The organism is Nocardioides pocheonensis, assembly GCF_003725535.1.
Classification (GTDB): domain Bacteria; phylum Actinomycetota; class Actinomycetes; order Propionibacteriales; family Nocardioidaceae; genus Marmoricola; species Marmoricola pocheonensis.
Genome location: NZ_RJSF01000043.1, coordinates 119796 through 140623, shown reverse-complemented (window position 1 = coordinate 140623; position 20828 = coordinate 119796). Strand labels below are relative to the sequence as shown.

17 protein-coding genes and 1 riboswitch are annotated in these 20828 nt (G+C 71.6%); of the genes, 6 read left to right on the top strand and 11 right to left on the bottom strand.

The window, feature by feature from the left end; translation table 11 throughout:
- The first annotated feature begins 1 nt into the window (after position 1).
- Entirely contained in the window at positions 2-919 is a 918-nt protein-coding gene (locus tag EFL26_RS16595; protein ID WP_123224023.1) for a carbohydrate kinase family protein, read from the top strand.
- Here EFL26_RS16595 and EFL26_RS16590 read toward each other — a convergent pair.
- Entirely contained in the window at positions 852-1715 is an 864-nt protein-coding gene (locus EFL26_RS16590; protein ID WP_123224022.1) for an alpha/beta hydrolase, read from the bottom strand. The two genes, EFL26_RS16595 and EFL26_RS16590, sit on opposite strands and share 68 nt — an antisense overlap.
- A gap of 138 nt (positions 1716-1853) precedes the next feature.
- Here EFL26_RS16590 and EFL26_RS16585 point away from each other — a divergent pair, with 138 nt between their 5' ends.
- Positions 1854-2813 carry an alpha/beta fold hydrolase gene (locus EFL26_RS16585; protein WP_123224021.1) on the top strand — a complete coding sequence of 320 codons (960 nt, stop codon included), beginning with the start codon at positions 1854-1856 and terminating at the stop codon, positions 2811-2813.
- A gap of 16 nt (positions 2814-2829) precedes the next feature.
- Here EFL26_RS16585 and EFL26_RS16580 read toward each other — a convergent pair whose 3' ends face one another.
- The 8 genes from EFL26_RS16580 to thiE all read right to left on the bottom strand — a co-directional run bounded on the left by EFL26_RS16580 (position 2830) and on the right by thiE (position 9103).
- Positions 2830-3438, bottom strand: a complete 609-nt coding sequence (locus tag EFL26_RS16580) for a DUF1707 SHOCT-like domain-containing protein (RefSeq protein WP_123224020.1) — start codon at positions 3436-3438, stop codon at positions 2830-2832.
- Positions 3439-3470: 32 nt separating this feature from the next.
- Positions 3471-5159: a phosphomethylpyrimidine synthase ThiC gene (gene thiC / locus EFL26_RS16575; protein ID WP_123224019.1), complete on the bottom strand. Its 1689-nt coding sequence runs from the start codon at positions 5157-5159 to the stop codon at positions 3471-3473.
- 49 nt (positions 5160-5208) lie between these two features.
- Complete coding sequence (gene thiD / locus EFL26_RS16570; RefSeq protein WP_246000236.1) at positions 5209-5988, bottom strand: bifunctional hydroxymethylpyrimidine kinase/phosphomethylpyrimidine kinase; 780 nt, start codon at positions 5986-5988, stop codon at positions 5209-5211.
- Positions 5985-6554, bottom strand: a complete 570-nt coding sequence (locus EFL26_RS16565; RefSeq protein WP_123224018.1) for a thiamine phosphate synthase — start codon at positions 6552-6554, stop codon at positions 5985-5987. The genes thiD and EFL26_RS16565 overlap by 4 nt, the downstream gene beginning before the upstream one ends.
- On the bottom strand, positions 6551-7312 hold the full coding sequence (locus tag EFL26_RS16560) for a thiazole synthase (RefSeq protein ID WP_123224017.1): 762 nt from the start codon (positions 7310-7312) through the stop codon (positions 6551-6553). The genes EFL26_RS16565 and EFL26_RS16560 overlap by 4 nt, the downstream gene beginning before the upstream one ends.
- Complete coding sequence (gene thiS / locus EFL26_RS16555) at positions 7309-7509, bottom strand: sulfur carrier protein ThiS (protein WP_123224016.1); 201 nt, start codon at positions 7507-7509, stop codon at positions 7309-7311. The genes EFL26_RS16560 and thiS overlap by 4 nt, the downstream gene beginning before the upstream one ends.
- Entirely contained in the window at positions 7506-8513 is a 1008-nt protein-coding gene (locus EFL26_RS16550) for an FAD-dependent oxidoreductase (protein WP_123224015.1), read from the bottom strand. The genes thiS and EFL26_RS16550 overlap by 4 nt, the downstream gene beginning before the upstream one ends.
- Positions 8513-9103 (bottom strand): thiamine phosphate synthase, encoded by a 591-nt coding sequence (gene thiE, locus EFL26_RS16545; RefSeq protein ID WP_123224014.1) that lies wholly within the window; start codon positions 9101-9103, stop codon positions 8513-8515. The genes EFL26_RS16550 and thiE overlap by 1 nt, the downstream gene beginning before the upstream one ends.
- Positions 9099-9209: riboswitch (TPP riboswitch) on the bottom strand. It overlaps the preceding gene by 5 nt.
- A gap of 62 nt (positions 9210-9271) precedes the next feature.
- Here thiE and EFL26_RS16540 point away from each other — a divergent pair.
- Complete coding sequence (locus EFL26_RS16540) at positions 9272-10450, top strand: hypothetical protein (protein WP_123224013.1); 1179 nt, start codon at positions 9272-9274, stop codon at positions 10448-10450.
- A 42-nt stretch (positions 10451-10492) separates the two neighbouring features.
- Here EFL26_RS16540 and EFL26_RS16535 read toward each other — a convergent pair whose 3' ends face one another.
- Positions 10493-10819 (bottom strand): hypothetical protein, encoded by a 327-nt coding sequence (locus tag EFL26_RS16535; protein WP_123224012.1) that lies wholly within the window; start codon positions 10817-10819, stop codon positions 10493-10495.
- Positions 10820-10958: 139 nt separating this feature from the next.
- Here EFL26_RS16535 and EFL26_RS16530 point away from each other — a divergent pair, with 139 nt between their 5' ends.
- Positions 10959-12077 carry a hypothetical protein gene (locus tag EFL26_RS16530; RefSeq protein ID WP_123224011.1) on the top strand — a complete coding sequence of 373 codons (1119 nt, stop codon included), beginning with the start codon at positions 10959-10961 and terminating at the stop codon, positions 12075-12077.
- Positions 12078-12161: 84 nt separating this feature from the next.
- On the opposite strand, the gene EFL26_RS16525 is transcribed toward EFL26_RS16530, so the two are convergent.
- Positions 12162-17297, bottom strand: coding sequence for a hypothetical protein (locus EFL26_RS16525; protein WP_148046749.1), 5136 nt, complete (start codon positions 17295-17297; stop codon positions 12162-12164).
- Positions 17298-17674: 377 nt separating this feature from the next.
- Here EFL26_RS16525 and EFL26_RS16520 point away from each other — a divergent pair, with 377 nt between their 5' ends.
- Both EFL26_RS16520 and EFL26_RS16515 read left to right on the top strand, forming a co-directional pair.
- On the top strand, positions 17675-19411 hold the full coding sequence (locus EFL26_RS16520; protein WP_123224009.1) for a fumarate hydratase: 1737 nt from the start codon (positions 17675-17677) through the stop codon (positions 19409-19411).
- A 751-nt stretch (positions 19412-20162) separates the two neighbouring features.
- Positions 20163-20828: DUF222 domain-containing protein (locus tag EFL26_RS16515; protein WP_123224008.1), on the top strand; the 666-nt coding region annotated here is incomplete at its 3' end.

Below are 20828 nucleotides of genomic sequence, written 5' to 3'. Positions count from 1 at the left end.
GATGATCGTCGTCGTCGGGGAGTCGCTGGTCGACGTCGTGGCGGACCCGGGCCACCCCGAGCACGCGCGTGAGACCGTCGGCGGCTCGCCGCTGAACGTCGCGACCACCCTGGCCGGCCTGGACGTGCCGACGCTGCTGATCACCGAGGTCGGCCACGACGAGCGCGGCTCCCGCATCGTCGAGCAGATCGAGAACAGCGGTGCCGAGCTGATCGCCGCTCCGTCGGTGACCGGCCGGACCGCCACGGCCACCGTGCTGCTCGACGGCGGCGAGGCGTCGTACGACTTCGACATCGGCTGGTCACTGCCCCACCAGGAGCTGCCGCACTGCGACGCCCTGCACGTCGGCTCCCTCGGCACCGTGCTCGAGCCGGGTCGGGACAGCGTGCTCGACCTGGTCGAGCAGGCCTGGGCGCGCGACGTCTTCGTCAGCTACGACCCGAACGTCCGCGCACCGCTCGTGGCCGACCCGGTGCAGGCGTGGCGCGACCTGGAGTCCCTCGCCGGGCGGGCCCACCTGGTCAAGCTCAGCGACCAGGACGTCGAGGTGCTTCACCCCGGGGCCGACCCCGAGGACATCGCCCGGTCGCTGCTGCAGGGCGAGCGCACCGAGATCGTGCTGCTCACGAGGGGCGGCGAGGGCGCCGTCGGCTTCGTGGGCGACCTGGTCGTGCGGGTCCCCGCGGCCCGGGTCGAGGTCGTCGACACCGTCGGGGCGGGCGACGCGTTCATGGCGGCCACCCTGGCCGTGCTGTACGAGGGGTCCGCGTTCGGCGGCTACGGCGCGGGCGTGCCGACCGACGAGGTCCGGCTCGAGCAGATGCTGCAGGCGGCGGTCGAGGTCGCCGGGATCACCTGTTCACGGCGGGGCGCAGCGGCGCCGACGCGTCCGGAGCTGCGGCCCGACTGGCCCGCATGACCTGGTGCCGGTCGAGGGCGTCGCGCACGACGTCGAAGACCACCGGGTCGAACGCCATGCCGACGTGGCTGGTCGGCACCTCGACGGCCTCCGCGGCCGGGTCGATGCACGCCCGCCAGTCGACGATGCCGTCGCGCCGGGAGTAGATGGCGGTGAAGGCGACGTCGGGATCGAGCGGCGCCTGCATCTCCTCGAAGCTGGTGCGCGCGCACTCGCCGCCCACGCAGTCGTCGCTCATCAGGCCGCCGAAGCCCGCGCGGGCGAGCCGGGTCAACATCTCGGCGTCCCAGGCGAGGACGCCGTGCACGGCGCCGGGCGCCATGATCGGGCTGCCCATGGACACGATGCCGGCGACCAGGTCCGGGCGGCGGGCGGCCAGGCCGCGGGCGAGCATGCCGCCCAGGCTGTGCCCGACGATGCTCACCTTGCGACCGCGGCGGATCGCGATCGCCTCGAGGCGTCGCTCGAGCCGGTCGGCGGCCTCGCGCGTGCAGCCGGCGTTGACCTGGATCTGCGCACGGTAGGTGCGGTAGCCGGCGCCGCGCAGCATCGAGGACATCGCGCGCAGGGTCGGGTCACCGGCCATGAACCCCGGGATCAGCATCACCGGCTCGTGGGCGTGACGCCGGCCGGCGTCGGCGTACGCGCCTGACTTGCGCGACTTCCGGTCGGCCCGGGCCCGGCGCAGGTAGCGCGCGAGCTCCACGGCCGCGCTGCTCTCCCGCGAGAGGGCGCGCAGGCCCTGCGGACCGAGGTAGCCCTCGGGTCTCAGGAAGTCGCCCATCGGTGAGTTCATGTCCTCGAAAGTAAAGGATTCAACGTCAATTGCGCCGCAATTCGACGTTATCCGCGGCCCGCGCGCCGCTTCGGCGCGGCCCGTACACTCCTCTCGCAGCCCTTCATTACTGCCCGGTACCCCGAGGAGAGCCCCCCGATGCCACCACGCATCCGCACCCGTCGCCGGTCCTCCGGTCCCGCCGGGACACCCGAGGCCATCCAGGAGGTCGCGCAGTCGGCCGAGCTCTCGGCGCCGGTGAGCCCCGGTGTCGAGCTGTGCTACCAGACCTTCGGCAACGCGGACGACGAGCCGCTGCTGCTCGTGATGGGCCTCGGCGGTCCGATGACGTGGTGGGACCCCTCCTTCTGCCGGATGCTCGCCGAGGCCGGGTTCTTCGTGATCCGCTACGACAACCGCGACACCGGCAGGTCCAGCCGCGGGACCGGCCGCGTCACCCGAGGCATGTTGGTCCAGGCCTTCCTCGGCCGGCCGGTGCGGCCGCCGTACACCCTGGCCGACCTGGCCCGCGACGGCTTCGGGCTGCTCGACCACCTCGGCATCGAGTCGGCCCACGTGGTCGGGGTGTCGATGGGCGGAATGATCGCCCAGACGATGGCGATCCAGGACCAGTCCCGCGTGCGCAGCCTGGTCTCGATCATGTCGACCACCGGTCGCCGCACGGTCGGCTGGCTGGACCCGCGGCTGCTGCCGATGATGCTCGGCCGGCGCGGCAGCACCCTGGAGGAGTACGTCGAGGCCTCGGTCAAGGGCGCCGCCGCGATCGGCTCGCCGGCCTACCTCGAGCCCGAGGACGCCGCCCGGGCGCGGGCGCGGGAGACCTGGGACCGCGGCCTGAACCCCGCCGGCGTGATGCGCCACATGATGGCGGTCCTGACCCAGCCGAGCCGTGCCCGCGCCCTGCGCTCGCTGCGCATCCCGGCGACGGTCATCCACGGCATGCAGGACCGGATGGTCCACGTCTCGGGCGGTCGCTCGACCGCCCAGGCGATCCACGGTGCCGAGCTGCTGCTGATCCCGGGCATGGGCCACGACCTCCCGCCGGCGCTGTTCGAGACCTTCCGCGACGCCATCCGGCGCACCGCCGACCGCGCCTGACCTCTGGTCGAAACCCTCAGTGCCGGTAGCGCCAGCCGGGCGTCTTGTCCTCGCCGGGCATCCGCTTGCGGACCACGCTGACGCCGCCCATGATCGCCACGCCCTTGACGTGCACCACGGGTGAGTCGGCGGTCAGCTGCACCCCGGGGTCCGACCGAGGGCCCGAGTAGCCACCCATGATGCCGACGCCGTGGACCACGACGTGGGTCGTGCGGTTCACCACGACGTTGGCCCCACCCATGAAGGTGTTGATCGTCAAGGTGACCTCCGGCGCGGAGAAGCGCGCCTCGCGCAGGTCGAGATCGGCGCCACCCCAGAAGCAGAACACCGAGAACTGCTCCGGCACGGTCCAGATGCCGCGGCGCTCGACGCCACCCATGATCGCCACGGCTCGCTCCGCGGAGACGCCCGGCACCACCGCAGCCTGGGACGCGACTGCCGAGGCCAGGTCGTGGGTGATCGGCACGAGCTCGGCGTAGGTCTTCGCGGCGAACGTCGCCTCGAGGCGCTCGTCGAGCTCGGTGAGGTCGATCCGCCCGTCGCCGGCTGCCTCACGCAGGATCTCGGCGACCTTGTTGCGGTCGGCGTCCGAGACGCGCATCCGCAACGGGTCCAGCTCGCTCATGGTGGCCAGCCTAGGCCGCGACCGCCACGCGGTCAGCGCTCGACGTAGACCGACCCCCCGAGCTCGAGGAACTCGGCCGCCTTCTGCCTCATCCCTGCTTCCGCGTCGACCCCGGAACCGAAGCGGTCACGGACGTCCTGGGAGATCCGCATCGAGCAGAACTTCGGACCGCACATCGAGCAGAAGTGGGCGGTCTTCGCGCTCTCGGCGGGCAGGGTCTCGTCGTGGAAGGACTCCGCGGTCTGCGGGTCGAGCGCGAGGGCGAACTGGTCGCGCCAGCGGAACTCGAAGCGGGCCCTGCTGAGCGCGTCGTCCCAGGCTCGGGCACCGGGATGGCCCTTGGCGACGTCCGCGGCGTGCGCGGCCAGCTTGTAGGTGACCACACCGGTGCGGACGTCGTCGCGGTTCGGCAGGCCGAGGTGCTCCTTGGGCGTGACGTAGCAGAGCATCGCCGTGCCGTGCATGGCGATCGTGGCAGCGCCGATCGCGCTGGTGATGTGGTCGTAACCGGGCGCGATGTCGGTGGCGAGCGGCCCGAGCGTGTAGAACGGCGCGCCGTGGCACCAGTCCTGCTGGAGCACGACGTTCTCCTCCACCAGGTTCAGGGGCACGTGGCCGGGGCCCTCGACCATCACCTGGACGTCGTGCTCCCAGGCCCGGGTCGTCAGCTCGGCGAGCGTGCGCAGCTCGGCGAGCTGGGCGGCGTCGTTGGCGTCGGCGACCGAGCCGGGACGCAGGCCGTCGCCGAGGCTGAACGCGACGTCGTACCGGGCGAAGATCTCGCAGAGCTCGTCGAAGTGGGTGTGGAGGAAGTTCTCCTCGTGGTGGGCCAGGCACCACCCGGCCATGATCGAACCGCCACGCGAGACGATGCCGGTGACCCGGTCGGCGGTGAGCGGCACGTGGCGCAGCAGCACGCCGGCGTGGATCGTCATGTAGTCGACGCCCTGCTCGCACTGCTCGATGACGGTGTCCCGGAACACCTGCCAGGTGAGCCGGTCGGCCTGGCCGTCGACCTTCTCCAGTGCCTGGTAGATCGGGACGGTGCCGATCGGCACCGGGGAGTTGCGCAGGATCCACTCGCGGGTGGTGTGGATGTCGTCGCCGGTGGAGAGGTCCATCACCGTGTCCGCTCCCCAGGTCACCGCCCACGTGAGCTTGTCGACCTCCTCGGCGATGCTGCTGGTCACCGCGCTGTTGCCGATGTTCGCGTTGACCTTCACGAGGAAGCGGCGGCCGATGATCATCGGCTCGGACTCCGGGTGGTTCACGTTGGCCGGGATGATCGCGCGGCCGGCGGCCACCTCGCTGCGGACCAGCTCGACGTCGCAGCCCTCGCGAACGGCGACGTACTCCATCTCCGGCGTCACGATCCCGGCGCGGGCGTAGTGCAGCTGCGTGACCCGCCGACTTCCGACGGCTCGCCGCGGGCGGGCCTGGGCGCCGGGCCACTCCTCACGGGCCGCCCCACGGCGCACGGCCGCGCGGCCGTTGTCGAGCAGGTCGGTATCGCGACCGTCGTACGGCTCGGTGTCGGCGCGTTCCTCGATCCAGGCGGCGCGGAGCCGCGGCAGCCCGGCCTCCGGAGCAGACCCGGGCCCCTCCGTGCAGTAGCGGTCGAAGGTCTCGCCGTTGGTGAGCGCGACCCGCGTGACCGGCACCCGGACGTCGGGGCGCGGTCCTTCGACGAGGACGCGGGTGTGGGCTTCGTGGACGGTCATGGCTCTCCTGGTGGTCGACGATCGGGGTGGGGCGAACAGGTGTGGCCGCTCAGGTGTGGGCGATCGGGCCTCGGCCGCGGCCGAGGCCCCAGTGCCGGCTCAGCTGCAGCTGGGCAGCGGTGTACGTCGCGGCCCGGCGGACGGCGACGGTCAGGGGGACGCGATGGGCGAGGTGCACGGTGAGCGCCGCGCTGAAGGTGCAGCCGGTGCCGTGGTCGCTCGTCGTCTCCACGGCGGCGTGGCGCAGGGCGACGGGCTCCTCCCCGGGCTCGGCGACCCAGTCGGTGCAGGTACCGGACGAGACGCCTCCGGTGAGCACCACCGCGGGTCCCAGGCGGGACAGCATCGAGGCGAGGCGCTCCGCCGGCTGGTTCGCGCCGAGGAGAGCGCGGGCTTCGTCGAGGTTCGGGGTGACGACGCTGGCGAAGGGGAGCAGCTGCTCGACGTAGGCGCGGGCGACCTGCTCGTCACCGAGCACGGCTCCGCAGGTCGCGACGAGCACGGGGTCGACCACCAGTGGGATCCCTCGGCCACCGAGCCGCTCGGCCACCAGCGTGACGACCTCGGCGCTGCCGAGCATGCCGGTCTTCACGCCGGCGACCGGCAGGTCGTCGAGCACCGCGTCGAGCTGCGCGGCCACCATCGTCGCCGGCAGGGCATGGACGGCATGGACGGCGGCCGTGTCCTGGGCCGTGACGGCCGTGACCACGCAGGCGCCGTGGGCGCCGAGGTCGGCGATCGTGGTCAGGTCGGCGGCGAGCCCGGCCGCGCCTCCGGAGTCGGTGCCGGCCACCGCGAGCACGACCGGTGGCGGGGCCAACCGGCTCACGCGCCGACCTCCCTCAGCAGCGCACGCACGACCAATGCGGGATCGGCGGCGCGCATGACGCAGCCCATCACCGCGACACCGTGCGCGCCGGCGGCGCGGGCGTCCGCGGCGTTGCCGGGATCGATCCCGCCCAGCGCGAGGACCGGTACGCCGTGGTGGCCGGCGTAGTCGACCCGGGCGACCGGAGGTCCGTAGTCCGGCTTGCTCGCCGTGGCGGCGAACGGGGACAGCGTCGCGTAGGCCGCCCCCTCCGCCGCCGCGCGCCGAACCTCGCCCAGGTCGTGGCAGGACCGGCCGAACCACCCGGACGGCGGCTGCGCCTGATCGGCGGACAGGTGCAGTCCGGCAGCAGCCTCGGCCGGGAGCCGCGAGGACAGCACCGTCAGGCCGTCGACGGCGGCCAGAGCGGTGACCAGGCGCTCGCGGCGCGGGGGTGGCACGTCGTGCTCGCGGACGACGACGTGGGTCAGACCGGCGCCGGCACAGGCGCGCACGGCGTCGATCAGTCCTCGACCCGCGGGGAGCTGGGACCGGTCTGTGAGGAGCAGCAGGCGCGGGATGTTCATCCGATCCGCCCCGTCGTCGGGCTCGACGCGCGCGCCGTCGTGCGCCGCGGGATCCGACCGCCCGCGCGTGCCGCTGCCCCTGCCTCGACCCCGAGCCGGAGAGCGCGGGCCATCGTCACCGGGTCGTCGGCCCGCGTGATCGCCGTGGCGGCGAGCACCGCCGAGCAGCCGAGCTCCATCGCCAGGGCGGCGTCGCTCGCCGTGCCGACGCCGGCGTCGAGCACGACGGGCACCGAGACCGCCGCGACGACCGCCTCGATCGCGTGCGGGTTGAGCACGCCCAGCCCCGACCCGATCGGCGAGCCGAGCGGCATCACGGCCGCGCAGCCGACGTCCTCGAGCCGCCGGGCCAGCACCGGGTCGTCGGTGGTGTAGGGCAGCACCACGAAGCCGTCGCGCACCAGCGTCTCCGCCGCATCGACGAGCTCGAGTGCGTCGGGCATCAGGCTGGCCTCGTCGCCGATGACCTCCAGCTTCACCCAGGTCGTCTCCAGGGCCTCGCGCGCCAGGCGCGCGGTCAGCACGGCCTCGCGGGCACTGGTGCACCCGGCGGTGTTCGGGAGCAGCGGTACGCCGGTGCGGCGCAGCACGTCGAGCAGGCCCCCCTCCTGGGCGGCGGACGTGCGGCGTACCGACACGGTGACGAGACCCGGGCGGGCGGCCACGAGCACGGGATCGAGCAGCGCCAGGCTGGGCAGTCCGCCCGTGCCCAGGAACAGCGCGGAGCCGAGCTCGCGGCCGGCGATCGTGACGCTCATCCGCCCTGCACCGCCGTGACGATCTCGACCACGGAGCCCTCCGGCAGCGACCGGTACGGCCAGCCCGACCGGGGCACCACCTCGCCCCCGACCGCGACGGCGACGCCGTGCGGCTCCCGGACGCCGAGGTGACGTTCCAGGAGGTCGGCGACGCTGGCTGCGCCCGGGGCGTCGGCTCCGTTGAGGACGATCGTCATCGAAGGGCCCCTGCCCTGGTCAGCCGACGGGGGTCGAGCCCAGGCTCGATGCGGCCGGTCTCGACGTGGTCGGCGATGAGCTGGGCGGTGAGGGGTGCGAGCAGCACACCGTGCCGGAAGTGGCCGGCCGCGAGCACCACCCCGTCGACGCCCGACGGACCGACGAGGGGCAGGTTGTCGGCGGTGGCGGGCCGGTCGCGCGCGATCACCTCGGTGACCTCCGCCCGGTCGAGCCCCGGCACGAGCTCGCGGGCGGCGCGGAGCAGCCGGAGCACGCCGCCGACCGTCGGGACCGGCTCGGCGTCGTGCTCCTCCGACGTCGCGCCGATCACGACCTCGCCCGAGGGTCGCGGGACGACGTACACCGGCTCGCCGTGCACCCAGCCGCGCACCGTCCGCGCCGGCACCGAGCCGCCTCGGGCGCGGACGATCTCGCCCCGCACTCCGCGCACCAGCGAGGTGAACGGAGCCGGCAGGACCGACCCGGTCGCGACCACCACGAGGTCGGCACTCCCCGGATCGTCGGGGACCACCGGCACGCGAGCGAGCAGTGCGGCGAGCACGGCCCTCGGGTCGACGCTCGGGTCGTCGCGGAGGAGGACGCCGCCGATGACGGTGCGACCGAGCTCCGGTTCCTCGTCGCGCAGGGCCCGCCGGTCGAGGACCGCGACCTCGCGCCCGTGCTTCTCCAGCAGCGCACGCTGCCGCTCGACCTGCTGCAGGTCACCGTGGTCGGCGCCGACCAGCAGCGTGCCGGTCGTCTGCAGGGGCACGCCGAGGCGGGCTGCGGCCTCGGGCCACAGGTCGAGGCTGCGGAGCCCGAGCGCGAGCAGCGCCTCCTCGCCGTGCCACACCTCGGCGGACGGGGCGAGCATCCCGGCCGCGGCGTACGACGCTCCGGACGCCGGGCGGGGGTCGACGACGGTGACCTCGTGCCCGCGCAGAATCAGCTCGTCGGCGCAGAAGAGGCCGATGATGCCGGCGCCGAGGACCGCGACCCGCATCAGGCGACCGCTTCGAGGAGCTCCTTCGCCGCCACCACGGGATCGGGTTGTCGCCAGATCGCGCCGATCACGGCCACGCCGTGGGCGCCCGCCTCGCGGGCGGCGCGCGCGGTGGCGGGCTCGATGCCGCCGATCGCGACCAGGGGCAGGACGCCGGCGGCCGCGGTCACGGCCTCGAGTCCCAGGGGCGCCGGCAGACCGGCCTTGCTCGAGGTCGCGAACACCGGCCCGAAGCCGGCGTAGTCCGCGCCGTCGCGGGCCGCGGCCTCGGCCTGGTTCCGGTCGCGGCAGGTGGCGCCCACGAGGAGCGCGGGCGCCAGCCGCCGGGCCGCCGCGACCGGCAGGTCGTCGCGCCCGAGGTGCACGCCGTCGGCGCCTGCCGCCATGGCCACGTCGAGCCGGTCGTTGACCACGACGGTGGCACCGTGCATCCGGACGGCGCCGACCACGGCCCGGGTGAGGCCCAGCAGGTCGGCGTCGGTGAGCCCCTTGGCTCGGACCTGGAAGCCGGGCACACCGGTGGCGGCAAGCTCGGCGAGCACGCTCGGGTCGGCGCCCGCGTCGACCAGGCAGAAGAGGTTCGGCAACACGGCAGCTCCTCGCTTCCTTCGCCGGCATGACCCGGATCAGGTTCGACGGTCGGAGCGGCTCCAGCTCCTTCTCAGCCCGCTGCCGCGGGCTCCCGTGGTGGATGCCCGGACGCTAGCACAGCCGAAAGGGCGGGCTCGGGGCCCTCGTGTCGTCGTACGGTCGGTGCCGTGAAGCGCTGGTCCGCCGTCGTCGCCCTCGCCCTGACGGCCAGTCTCCTCGCTGCCTGCAGCTCTGCCGGCGACGTCGAGCGCCCGACGACCCTCCGCCCGGCCTGGCGCGCCATCACGCTCCCGGTCCCGCCCGGACCGGCGGGCCGGGTCGCGGTCCGGGACGCAGCCGTGTGCGACGGCACCTGGTACGTCGTCGGGGCCGTGCTCGGACCTGACGGCGCGAGCCGTCCCGCGGCCTGGCAGAGCGACGACCTCCGGACGTGGGAGCCGGTCGCGCTGGCACCGTCGGCGTACTACGCCCGCCGGGCGATCCTCGGCTCGGTGGCCTGTCGCGACGGCCACGTGGCCGCCCTCGGCGCCCGCTCCGGAGGCGCGCACGGCAACCCGCGCACCACGAGCTGGTACCTGCGGGCCGACGGCACCCTCGTCGACGCGCGGGCGCCCTTCGAGCTGTTCGGCGGTCCCGCGGCCGTGAGCGTACGCCGGGTCGCGGCCGGGCCCGCCGGCTGGCTGATCGTCGGCAACCGGCTCACCGGCGGCGCGGTGTGGACATCCTCGGATGCGACGTCCTTCCGGATCCTCGAGCACGACCCGGCCCTCAGCAGCGACGCCGGTCACCGCACCAGCGTGCTCGACCAGGTCGCCGACGGCACCGGGTGGACGGTCGTCGGCCGGGCGGAGACGCCGGACCGAGCCGCCCCCGCTCCCCTCGCCTGGACCTCGCCCGACGGCACCCGCTGGACCCGGCAGGAGGTTCCCGCGACGACGGGCGGCTTCGCCGATCTCGAGCGCGTCGTCACCGACCGGGCCGGCCTGGTGGCGGCGGGCATCCGCGACCGCCACTTCGGCCTCTGGCGGCGGACGGATGGAGTCTGGCGGGCTGCGGGGTCCTTCGGCCGGCTCGCCACGGGAGGCGGCGAGCCTCCCTTCGTCAGCGGTCTCGTCGCGCGCGACGGCACCCTCCTGGCAACCGTCAGCGACGGCGACCGCTACCGCGCGTGGACGGGCACGGCCGACGGTGGCTGGCAGCCGCTGGCGCTGCCGGTCACCCCGCGCAGCACCGGCGACACCCAGGTCACCGTCGCCGCCGACGACGACGCGGTGCTGCTGCTGACCGACGACGGCAGCACCGGCCGGGTGTGGGCGTCGGCCTGGAGCGCCGTCTCCCCTGGCTGATCGCAGCGGCGGTCAGTGGCCCTGCGTTCAGTGGCAGCGCGTTCAGTGGCAGCGCGACACGACGTACGCGGTGATCTTCTGGCTGTCCTTCGACAGCTTCGGTCCGAGCGCGGCGAGAGCTGCCGCGTCGTCCTGCGACGGGTGTGACATCACGTTCTGGGCCTTGCGGAACGCGTCGCTCATCTCGACGAGCGCGGCCTTCACGTCCGACGGAGCGCCCTTCTCGAGCCCGGCGAGCTCGCCGAGCAGGTCGTCCACGGCCTGCGTCCCGGAGCTGCCGCCGGCCGGGTTGTAGAGCTCCGACTGGGCGTCGGTGATCTTCTTCGCGGTGTCGGCGTACTGCTTGCAGTCGACCGTCATCCGGGTCATGCCGGAGGACGGCTTGTCGTCGGATGACGAGCATCCCGCCACGGGAATGAGCAGGAATGCGGCGAAAACGGCCGCAGTCCTGGGAAGGGTTCGCATGAGGTGCCCTCCAGCGGGTGCGAGCTGGTCTACGTTGACGGGCATGCGCAGGGAGGTGCCCGCGGTCGTCACCGTACTCGGTCTTGCGGTGGCCGGGTGCGGATTCAGCTCGGTCGACCCGCACAGCTCGGTGTCGGTGTCCGGACGTGCCCTGGACGCGTCCGGCAAGCCCCTCGCCCATGCCCACGTGGTGCTGGTCAGGCAGGCCGACATCGGGCAGGTGATCTTCGGCAGCGTGCTCGCGGTCGGCACGCTCTCGACGATCTGCTTCGCCCCCGACCCGCCGGCGATCTGCGAGAAGGCGCGCACGGCGACCACCGATGCCGACGGCCGCTACCGCTTCGAGCTGAAGGGCTCCGACACCCAGGGCTCGCTCGGCACGAAGGCCACGATGAACGTGGTCTTCTCCGGGCGCTCCTCGCAGACGAGCACGACGGTCAGCTTCACCACCGAGGACACCAGCGTGACCGTGCCCGACGCCCGGCTGTGGAACCTCGGCGCCCGGATCTCGGCTCAGCCCGGCCGGGTCCGGCTCTCCTGGCGGCCGCTGCCGGCCCCGGCGGGCAAGGGCACCGGCTACTCGGTGCAGCTCTCCGACGTCCGCAGCGGAGCCGCGCTCTGGACCCAGCCGGCGTCGGGCAGCCGCGCGGACGTCGATCCGCGTCTCCTCGAGGACGTGCACGGCGCGGCGGCGGTCAGCGCCGGCACCGACCTCCCCGGTGGCAGCGGCGCCGGCAAGGTGCGCGCCAGCTACCTCTCGCCGCGGCTGCCGGTCCCCGGGCGCGCCGTCGCCCCTCCCTCGCGCGGCCGCCCCTGCGCTCCCGTCATCGGCGCTGCCGGGACGGTCGGCGCCTTCGGGGCGTGCGCCGAGACCGACGGCGACCTGAGCCGGCCGGCAGGGCTCAGCGGCGGCGGGACGGTCTCCGGCGCCGCCGTGGACCTGGGGTCCCCGCGCGCTCTGAGCCTGGTGGTGGTCCGCGGCTTCAGCGGCCAGTTCCTGGTCGAGACCTCACGCGACGGCACGACCTGGCAGAGCCTGGCCACCGGCTTCGGTTCGGCGTACGCCGTGGAGCCGCCGGGCCGGACGACCGCCCGCTACCTGCGTGTGCGGTCGCCGACCGGTCTCGACGAGAGCCTCAGCACCGAGATCTCCGTCTGGTGAGGCGGCGACGCCGGTGAGGCGGCGACGCCGCGGACCCCACGTCCGCGGCGCCGCCGCTGGTCTCCCAGGACCGCGCGGGAAGGCCTAGATCCTGCTGTGGCAGCCCAGGTCTCCGCCGATGTCGTGGCCGTACGGCGAGGTGAAGTACATGACGATGTCGAGCACGAAGTCCGGCAGGCTGAAGCCCAGCAGGTTCGGGTTCGGCATGATCAGCCAGGCCGACGGGTTGTCGTCCGCCGGCGGCTGGCCGAGCGTGAACGACGATCCGTTGGTGTCGCCGTACGCGAACGGCCGGATGTTCACGTCGAACCCGCAGTAGCCGAGCCCGACGTCGATCACCGGGATCGTGAACAGCGTCTGCATCGTGTTGCTCGCCAGCCGGAAGTGGTCGATCACGTTGTGCAGCGGGATGACCGTCGTCGGCACGTCGAAGAGGTTGAACGACGCGTCGCCGAACGGTGTGCCGATCGAGAAGTCCAGGGTGTCCTGGAGCGTGATCGTGGTGTCCGTGTCCAGACCGAAGGTGAAGGTGTCGTAGTCACCCTTGAGTCCGGTCGTGAGCCCCAGGTCCAGCTGGAGGTAGCCGGCGTTCTCGAAGCCCAGCGTGAGCTGGTGGATCTTGATGTCGGCATCGAGGTGGCCGGTGTTCTTGAACGGTCCGGCCTCGAAGTCCAGACCCGTGCCGAAGTCGACCTTGCCCGCTCCCTGGATCAGGAACTTCGCGGTCTTCGGCGCCGAGTTGATCTTCAGCGTGGTGCCGTCGAGCTGGCCGGTGACCGTGCTGCCCATGTCGGCGACCTCGAGGGACACCGCTGCGTCGGCGCTGACCGGCGTGGCGATCTCGGCCGTCGCGGCGGCCTGGATGTCCAGACCCGGCTGGCTCGCGGTGAACGTGAAGTCCGGCGTCGCGACGTCCTTGCCGTCGCCCGAGGCGGTGGCCCGGCCGATGGTCAGGTTGACCGCGCTCGGCACGTCACCGAGGTGCACCGACGCCGCGAAGTTCAGCTCGCCGACCTTCTTGTAGGAGGCGGTGATGCCGCTGATCCCGTGGTTCATCGCGACCCCGACGGTCTTCTGGTCGGCACCGAAGCTGGTGTTGACCGAGATCGACTTCGGGATCTCGCTGATCTCGAGCTTGGCGTCGTCGGTGTTGCCGTACGTCGCCTCGGCCGTCAACGCACCGAGGTCCTGGTTGGCCGTGTAGTTGAGGCTCATCGTGTGGTTGCCCGCCCCGTCGGTGGCGCTCACGAACGGTCCGAACGTGAAGTTCACCGGGCTGGCCGTCGGCACCACCTGCTGGGCCTGCAGCGTGAGCGGCTGCGCGGCCAGCGTGGTGAGCGCGACGTCGATGTGCAGGGTGTTGTTGGTCGGGTGGTAGCCGGTGACCTGGTACGTCCCTGCCGGGGTGTTGAGGTCGAGCCCCGTCGGCAGGCCGGTCAGGTACACGTTGGCGCCGTACGCCTTGCCGCCACCGCCGGTCGCATCGCGTGCGGCGACGCCGTGGACCATCGGCACGGCCGGCAGCGCGGAGATCGCCGCCGGCGTGCCGGCCTTCACCGAGAGGGTCAGGTCCGGGTTGGTGTCGCCGGTGTAGGTGATCCGACCGCTGTCGCTCTTCAGCGAGATGTGGGACGGCAGGTTGTCGAACTGGCCGGAGGCGAGCAGCTTCGTGCCGGGCAGCGTGACGTTGCCGTTGAAGGCGAACGCCCCGTGGGTGCCCATGTCGAGGTTCGCCTGGAACCCGCCGCCGGTGGCGTTCGTGATCTTTCCGAACGACGCCTTGGTCAGGTTGCTGATCGCCAGGCTGGCGTCCAGGTCGCCGGGCGCGTCACCGGCCGTCTGGTCGAAGAACGCGCTCAGGTGGTCACCGCCCAGGACGTGGTAGGCGCCGTGGTTGGTGACGCGGGCCGTGATCGACCCGATGCCCGGGGAGGGCGCCTGGAACAGCACGTTGCCGTCCGCCCAGGAGGCGTCCCAGTGCGTCGGGATCGAGTTGATGCCCAGGCTCGCGTCGAAGGCGCGTGTCCCGCCGACGGTGGAGGGCGTCAGGTGCGCGATCGCCGAGAAGCCGCCCGCAGCCGCCGAGGAGTCCCACTGCAGCTTGGCGTTGCCGCCGTCGAACAGCACCGACACCTTCTTCGGGATGCTGGTGACGTCGACGGCGAGGTGGTCGCCGTTGGCGCGGTCGACGGTGGTGTAGATCTCGTTGATCGACGAGCTGGCGTCGTAGGTCACGACCTTGTCGACCTGGTCGATCCTGACGTCGGCCGGCACCTTGTCGATGAACCCGGTCAGGCTCACCGACGGCGTGGTGACGTAGGCCCGGAACAGCCGCGGCGCCGTGTTGCGCACCTCGGCGTGCAGCTCCTGGTTCGCGGTGTCGACGCTGAGCAGCTGCAGGCCGCTGTAGAGCAGCTCCGCGTGCGTGCGGTCCACCGTGTTGGTGTCCAGGTAGGCGTGGTCGTCGGTCGTCGGCGCACTGGCGAACGTGCCGTCGGTGCCGTACTGGAAGAAGATCTGGCCCAGGTACGACGAGCCGGACAGGTCAGGAGCGGCCGCGCGCGCGTCGAAGACGATCGGGTTGATCCCGCCGATCTTCATGTACTTCGGCAGATCGCTGATCTTCGCGTGCATCACCAGCCCACCGGGCTTCTCGGTGTAGTTCGCCTCGATCGAGCCGAGCCGCGAGTCGGCGTCGTACGTGATCGTCGGGACGGCACCGCTCGTGTTGAAGGTCAGACCGATGCTCTTCGGGAGGTCGGTCAGCTTCACGTCGCCGGACATCAGGGTGTCGCGGTCCGTGAACGTCGCCGTGAGCAGCGGGATCACGCTCGAGGCCAGGTAGGTGGCCTTGCCGTTGTCCGGGTCGAAGGTCACCTGCATCGACGAGGGCAGCGCGCCGACGTGTGCCGTCGCCAGCACGTTGGGTCCCGTGCCCGGGTCGTCGATGTCGGCGATCGCGTCGAAGGTCTGGCCACCTGGGCTCAGCCCGAGGCCCACGTCGGTCTTCTGGTGCCCGTCGAAGTGGGCAGAGGTGAACCCGCTCAGCCGGAAGTCCACGCCGAGCTGCTCGCCGCGCTTGTAGACGGTGGCGTGGTCCAGGCCGGGCATCGGCAGGATCGAGCCGTTGTTCCGGGTCAGGGTCGCCTCGATGAGGTCGATACCGGTGTTCGACGTGAAGTCGTAGGCACCCGTCGCCTTGGTCGAGGTGAACTGCATCTGCGTCGGGATGCCGGTCGCCTTGGCGACCAGGTTGGTCTCCACGCCGGCCTCGTCCTTGTCGTACATGCCGAGCTCGACATCCGCGAGCTTGTCGTCGGCGGTGTACCCGACCTTCTGGTCGGCGGCGGTCGTGAGGTTGGTGACGTGGATCGACTTCGGCACCTGGTGCGCCTTCGCCGTGACCTGCTGCTGCAGGTTGTTGTCCACGAGCGTCCGGGTCGAGAAGTCGACCTCGGGGATCTTGGCGGATGCGGTGTACTTCACGTCCTGGGCGCCCTGGAGGTCGACGTGGACGTTGGTGGGCACGCCGTGGACCTCGTAGGCACTCTGGGTGAAGGACCCGGGGTGGCTCACGTCGCCGGTGGCGGTGTCGCTGGCGCGGACGAGGTCGATGGGGGCGCTCGCGGAGTAGTCGATGCTCTGGTTCTCACCCTGGTGGACCAGGTCGAGCGTGACCGACGTCGGCAGCTTGTCGACGGTCGCGGTGAAACGGCGGCTGCTCTGCGGCGAGGTCGTCGTGGTCCGCTGGTCGATCGTCGCGTCGACCCGCGTCGGCGTCGAGGACGCGACCGTGAAGACGTCCTCGTCCTTCGACGAGGCGTGCGTCAGGTGGCCGCTCACCGAGAAGGTGTTCGGGAACGGGCTCATCTGCACCGAGCCCGTCACCGGGTCGGCCTCGGTCGGCAGCACGCCGGCCGAGCCGCCGACCAGCGACTTCACCGCGAAGGTGAGCGCCTCGGTCGAGCCCGGGTCGTTGCTCTGGACGTCCGCGGACACGGAGATGTCGCCGGTGAGGGCGGCCACCGCGTTGTTGAGCTTGAAGGCGGTCTGGGTGTTCCTGGCCAGGGTCGAGGCGCGGCCGTCGTACCCGAACTCGATCCGCTTCTTGACGAAGGGCGTGTCGTAGACCGCGAAGACGTGCGCCGGCAGCGGGCCGGAGTTCGGGTAGAGCCGCTGCACGAGGAAGTTCGCGCCGACGTCACCCTTGATCAGGTTGACGGTCGGGAAAAGCGTGCCGGTCACGTCGGGCAGGTTGTCGCCGGTGACGTCGGCCGGGATCGGGACGCCGACGGGCAGGGACACGCTGCAGGCCAGCGGCATCGTCGGGGACTCCGCGCAGATCCGGTAGAAGGCGGAGGCCAGCACGTTGACGACCGGCAAGGTGAACAGCTTCTGCTGGATGTTCGCGACCACCTGGAGCAGCTCGTTGATCGCCTTGAGCACCAGCTGCACGAGCGGGATGCCGACGAGGTCGTCGAGCACCGTGATCCCGGTCAGGTTCGGGTTCGGCGTGAGCGCCGGAGCGGCCGGGCTCGAGGTGGTCGGCGTGATCGCCGGCTGACCGGCCAGCTGCTGCAGCTGCGGGGACGCGGAGCCGCCGGCGTCCTTGCTGACCGAGGTGGTGGGCGCACTGACGCCGGCCTTCGGCTGGTCGGCGGACGTGACGCTGGGCTGGGACACCAGGTGGCTGGTCATGTCCTTGAGCTCGCCGGCGGTCTGGTCCTTCTTCACCGGCAGGGTGTCGCCGCTGTCCTGCGGGGGCGCGGTGAGGTCGTGACGGAGCTTCTGGATCTCGGCCTTGCCGAAGATCATCACGTTGATGCCGCTGAGGTACTGGTTGTACTTCGCCGCGCCGGGCGTCTCGCCGGTCTGCGTCAGCATGTCGTCGACCAGGCAGGAGACCAGCCAGATCTGCACGTCGGCGCTCATGGCGTGGAAGCCCTCGGCCTGGATGTCGGCAGGCACGGAGGAGGCGTCGAGATAGCTCTGCATCCACGCCTTGTCGGCGATCCGCGCCGACCAGAGCCCGACGAACCGGTCGCGGTTCTCCGGGGTCGCGTCCGGCGAGGCGGGCGGGGAGTCGCACGCGGCCAGCCTCGGCGTCGCGGTCACCTCAGCGGCGGGCGACGGGGCCGCGACCGCTGACGCGGGATTCATGAACGCCGCGATGAAGACGCTTGCCACGGCCACGAGAGCAACCAGGAACCTGGAACGCATGGAAATGCACCTGCCCCACACAGACGGAATATTGACGGCTGATGTCGTCGTCGCTAAGGGAGGGTCGGCTCCGACATCGCCCGCCACTATCGATCCGGCATTTCCGGTACCGCAAGACGTGCCCCGCGTGTCCGATCGCAGCGGTCTAGATGTTTCGGGAGTGACAGGACGGTCGATATTTCCCGGCCAAAGGCGGACATTCTCCACGGCAATTCCGGCGTTCTCACAGAAAGCACACAGCCCAGTTCCGCCGAAATGACTCCGGGTTTGTATCCCGGTGCTTTACTTCCGCCTCCTTGCTCGCCCGTCGCGTCCGGACCCGTCCACGCGGCCACCCACCGTCGAAGTCGCGGCCGGCGGCGGAATACCCTCCCCTCGTGAGCACCGCACCTGCTTCCGGGCCCGACTTCCGCTACGCCGACCTGCTGCCGACCGGCCCCGACGAGACGCCGTACCGGCTGGTCAGCACCGAGGGCGTGTCGACGTTCGAGGCGGACGGACGCACGTTCCTGAAGGTGGAGCCGGAGGCGATCCGCAGGCTCACCGCCGAGGCGATGCACGACATCGCGCACTACCTGCGGCCGGCGCACCTGCGCCAGCTGCGGCGGATCATCGACGACCCCGAGGCCAGCGGCAACGACCGGTTCGTCGCGCTCGACCTGCTCAAGAACGTCAACATCTCCGCCGGCGGCGTGCTGCCGATGTGCCAGGACACCGGCACCGCGATCGTGATGGGCAAGAAGTCGGAGGGCGTGCTCACCGGTGCCGACGACGGTGAGTCGATCAGCCAGGGCGTGTACGACGCCTACACGAAGCTCAACCTGCGCTACTCCCAGCTCGCGCCGCTGACCATGTGGGAGGAGAAGAACACCGGGACCAACCTGCCGGCGCAGATCGAGATCTACTCGACGCCGCAGGTTTCGGCAGGCTCAACCACCAGCGCGAAGCCCGAGTACAAGTTCCTCTTCATGGCCAAGGGCGGCGGGTCGGCCAACAAGTCCTTCCTGTTCCAGGAGACCAAGGCGGTCCTGAACCCCACCCGGATGCTGGAGTTCCTCGACGAGAAGATCCGCTCGCTCGGCACGGCCGCCTGCCCGCCGTACCACCTCGCGATCGTGATCGGCGGCACCAGCGCGGAGTTCGCACTGAAGACCGCGAAGTACGCCAGCGCGCACTACCTCGACAACCTGCCGACCGAGGGGTCGATGAGCGCCCACGGCTTCCGTGACCTGGAGCTGGAGGAGGAGGTCTTCAAGCTGACCCAGTCCTTCGGCATCGGCGCGCAGTTCGGCGGCAAGTACTTCTGCCACGACGTGCGCGTCGTGCGGCTGCCTCGTCACGGCGCCTCCTGCCCCGTGGCGATCGCGGTCTCCTGCTCGGCCGACCGGCAGGCGCTGGGCAAGATCACGCCGGAGGGTGTCTTCCTGGAGCAGCTCGAGACCGATCCCGCGAAGTACCTCCCCGACACCACTGAGGAGCACCTCATCCAGGGTGGCGAGGTCGTGCCGATCGACCTCAACCGGCCGATGGCCGAGATCCTCGCCGAGCTGTCGAAGCACCCCGTGAAGACGCGGCTCTCGCTCACCGGGCCGCTGGTCGTGGCACGCGACATCGCGCACGCCAAGATCAAGGAGCGGCTCGACGCGGGCGAGGAGATGCCGGCGTACCTGAAGGACCACCCGGTCTACTACGCCGGCCCGGCCAAGACTCCCGAGGGCTACGCCTCCGGCTCGTTCGGCCCGACGACGGCCGGCCGGATGGACTCCTACGTCGACCAGTTCCAGGCCGCGGGCGGCTCGATGGTGATGCTGGCCAAGGGCAACCGCTCGAAGGTCGTCACCGAGGCCTGCCAGAAGTACGGCGGCTTCTACCTCGGCTCGATCGGCGGCCCGGCCGCCCGGCTGGCCCAGGACTGCATCAAGTCGGTCGACGTGCTGGAGTACGCCGAGCTCGGGATGGAGGCGGTCTGGAAGATCGAGGTCCAGGACTTCCCCGCCTTCATCGTCGTCGACGACAAGGGCAACGACTTCTTCACCGACCCCTCCGGCGCGGTCACCGTGCCCCTGAGCACGCTGGCGGCCAGCGGGATCCGGGTGCGGTCGAAGGAGAAGTGAGCGGGGGCCTGCTCTCGACGGGGCCTGCTCGCGGGTGATGGAGCTTGGTCTCAGGTGGTTGAGCTTGCACTTCGGTGGTTGAGCTTGCACTTCGGTGGTTGAGCTTGCCGAAACCACGCTCTCGGGTGGCGGTCTGTGTCGGGGAACGGGCGGCGACGACGGGGTACGGCGTTGGGCCGGGCCTCGCTGTCGGCGGCAGCTCTGTGGGTCGGCGGTTGAGGTGCGAGCGCCCGCGAGCCTCGAAACCACGCTCGTCAGGCAGGGACCCAGCCACCGCTGGTTGAGCCTGCCGAAACCACTCTCGGCGGTTCCGGTCTGTGCCGGGGGAACGGGCAGCGACGAGGCGGTACGGCGTCGGGCCCGGCCTCGCCCTCGGCCGCGGGTCTGGTGCATTGGTGGTTGAGGTGCGAGCGCTAGCGAGCCTCGACACCACGCTCGGCAGGTAGCGGTCTGTGCCGGGGGGACGGGCAGCGACGACGGGGTCCGGCGCGTGGCTGGGTCCTGCTGTCGGACGCGGGTCTGCGGTGCCTCGGTGGTTGAGGTGCGAGCGCCAGCGAGCCTCGAAACCACCCCGGGGCAGAGACCCCACCACAGACGGCTGAGCCCAGCCCGAGGTGGTTGAGCCTGCCGAAACCACCCGACCCGAGGGCGGCGGCGGGCCGCGAAAGATTCTCGAGAAATCTTCCGAATTCCCCTACTAGCAAGGCGAATCCGGGCCGAAAGTGTCGGTGGTCACCCCTAGATTCGAACCATGAACCCGACCACCAGCACCCACGCCGCCACCGCGGCTGGTGCTGTGCTCGGGTCGATCCGGCAGGCCCGGGCCGAAGCGAACGCAGCCGAAGCCCGCGTCCTCGCCACCGTTCTCGAGTGGGCGCACCTCCATGTGGTCGACGACCTCGACGACGCAGCCACGCTGGTCACCGGCACCGGTCGGGACACCGGCATCCCGATCGCCGGCGAAGGTGCACCGCTGGTCAGCGAGTTCGCGGTCTGGGAGCTCGCCGCCGCCCTGGGACTGTCCATCGAATCCGGTCGGAACCTGGTCGCCCAAGCCCTCGAGCTGGCGCACCGGTTGCCGAAGACGTGGGCACGGGTCCAGGCCGGATCGTTGGCGCCGTGGCGGGCCAAGCGGATCGCCGACGCGACCCTCCACTTGAACCAGGAGGCCGCTGGGTTCGTGGACGCCCAAGTGGCACCGTTCGCGCACAAGACCGGACCCACCCAGACCCAACGCCTGGTCGACCAAGCCATCGCGTTGTTCATGCCCGAGCTGGCCGCCGAGCAACGCGACCGGTCAGCGGAGCAGCGGTACTTCGCCATCGACCACGACCAGGTCTCCTTCGCCGGCACCTCCAGGGTCCACGGCGAGCTCGACCTGGCTGATGCGATCGACCTCGACGACGCCGTCCGGCGA

Bases quoted from the DNA above. Each gene is read 5' to 3' on its own strand.
- EFL26_RS16585 (WP_123224021.1), top strand. From the start codon at position 1,854: ATGCCACCACGCATCCGCACCCGTCGCCGGTCCTCCGGTCCCGCCGGG.
- EFL26_RS16595 (WP_123224023.1), top strand. From the start codon at position 2: ATGATCGTCGTCGTCGGGGAGTCGCTGGTCGACGTCGTGGCGGACCCG.
- EFL26_RS16565 (WP_123224018.1), bottom strand. From the start codon at position 6,554: ATGAACATCCCGCGCCTGCTGCTCCTCACAGACCGGTCCCAGCTCCCC.
- EFL26_RS16550 (WP_123224015.1), bottom strand. From the start codon at position 8,513: ATGCGGGTCGCGGTCCTCGGCGCCGGCATCATCGGCCTCTTCTGCGCC.
- thiC (WP_123224019.1), bottom strand. From the start codon at position 5,159: ATGACCGTCCACGAAGCCCACACCCGCGTCCTCGTCGAAGGACCGCGC.
- thiS (WP_123224016.1), bottom strand. From the start codon at position 7,509: ATGACGATCGTCCTCAACGGAGCCGACGCCCCGGGCGCAGCCAGCGTC.
- EFL26_RS16560 (WP_123224017.1), bottom strand. From the start codon at position 7,312: ATGAGCGTCACGATCGCCGGCCGCGAGCTCGGCTCCGCGCTGTTCCTG.
- EFL26_RS16580 (WP_123224020.1), bottom strand. From the start codon at position 3,438: ATGAGCGAGCTGGACCCGTTGCGGATGCGCGTCTCGGACGCCGACCGC.
- EFL26_RS16530 (WP_123224011.1), top strand. From the start codon at position 10,959: ATGCGCAGGGAGGTGCCCGCGGTCGTCACCGTACTCGGTCTTGCGGTG.
- EFL26_RS16590 (WP_123224022.1), bottom strand. From the start codon at position 1,715: ATGAACTCACCGATGGGCGACTTCCTGAGACCCGAGGGCTACCTCGGT.
- EFL26_RS16525 (WP_148046749.1), bottom strand. From the start codon at position 17,297: ATGCGTTCCAGGTTCCTGGTTGCTCTCGTGGCCGTGGCAAGCGTCTTC.
- EFL26_RS16535 (WP_123224012.1), bottom strand. From the start codon at position 10,819: ATGACCCGGATGACGGTCGACTGCAAGCAGTACGCCGACACCGCGAAG.